We start from the raw sequence: 1611 nt of genomic DNA on the forward strand, positions 1-1611 counted from the left end.
ACTCTAGCTCTACTACTGCTACTTTTACAATTGCAGATACCATAGCACCTGTTGCACCTTCGGCTCCTGCTGATATCACTTACGAGTGTATCGCGGACGTGCCTGCTCCGGGTGACCTGACTGCTAACGATAACTGTGCCGGTGATATTACCGTGACTGGTGTGGACAATACCGATAGTTCTGATCCGTGTAACATCATAATCACACGTACTTGGACCTTTACTGATGACTGTAACAATTCATCGTCAGTTTCACAGACTATTAATGTAATAGATACCATAGCACCTGTTGCACCTTCGGCTCCTGCTGATATCACTTACGAGTGTATCGCAGATGTGCCTGCTCCGGGTGACCTGACTGCTAACGATAACTGTGCCGGTGACATTACCGTGACTGGTGTGGACAATACCGATAGTTCTGATCCGTGTAACATTATCATCACACGTACTTGGACCTTTACTGATGACTGTAACAACTCATCGTCGGTTTCACAGACTATTACGGTGGCTGATACCATAGCGCCTGTTGCGCCTTCGGCTCCTGCTGATATCACTTACGAGTGTATAGCAGATGTGCCTGCTCCGGGTGACCTGACTGCTAACGATAACTGTGCCGGTGACATTACCGTGACTGGTGTGGATAATACCGATAGTTCTGATCCGTGTAACATCATAATCACACGTACTTGGACCTTTACTGATGACTGTAACAACTCATCGTCGGTTTCACAGACTATTACGGTGGCTGATACCATAGCGCCTGTTGCGCCTTCGGCTCCTGCTGATATCACTTACGAGTGTATCGCGGACGTGCCAGCTCCGGGTGACCTCACTGCTAACGATAACTGTGCCGGTGATATTACCGTGACTGGTGTGGACAATACCGATAGTTCTGATCCGTGTAACATTATCATCACACGTACTTGGACCTTTACTGATGACTGTAACAATTCATCGTCGGTTTCACAGACTATTACGGTGGCTGATACCATAGCGCCTGTTGCGCCTTCGGCTCCTGCTGATATCACTTACGAGTGTATAGCAGATGTGCCTGCTCCGGGTGACCTGACTGCTAACGATAACTGTGCCGGTGACATTACCGTGACTGGTGTGGACAATACCGATAGTTCTGATCCGTGTAACATTATCATCACACGTACTTGGACCTTTACTGATGACTGTAACAACTCATCGTCGGTTTCACAGACTATAACTGTTGCAGATACCATAGCGCCTGTTGCACCTTCGGCTCCTGCTGATATCACTTACGAGTGTATCGCAGATGTGCCTGCTCCGGGTGACCTGACTGCTAACGATAACTGTGCCGGTGATATTACCGTGACTGGTGTGGACAATACCGATAGTTCTGATCCGTGTAACATCATAATCACACGTACTTGGACCTTTACTGATGACTGTAACAATTCTTCGTCGGTTTCACAGACTATTACGGTGGCTGATACCATAGCGCCTGTTGCACCTTCGGCTCCTGCTGATATCACTTACGAGTGTATCGCGGACGTGCCTGCTCCGGGTGACCTGACTGCTAACGATAACTGTGCCGGTGACATTACCGTGACTGGTGTGGACAATACCGATAGTTCTGATCCGT

Annotated in this window: 1 protein-coding gene; it reads left to right on the forward strand. The window is 48.4% G+C overall.

Annotation, left to right across the window (positions count from 1 at the left end):
* The coding region (locus tag MTX13_RS14315; RefSeq protein ID WP_449555744.1) for an HYR-like domain-containing protein at nt 1-1611 on the forward strand (1611 nt) is incomplete at both ends.

Origin of the sequence: Hanstruepera flava, assembly GCF_023634025.1 — a bacterium.
Taxonomy (GTDB): domain Bacteria; phylum Bacteroidota; class Bacteroidia; order Flavobacteriales; family Flavobacteriaceae; genus Hanstruepera; species Hanstruepera flava.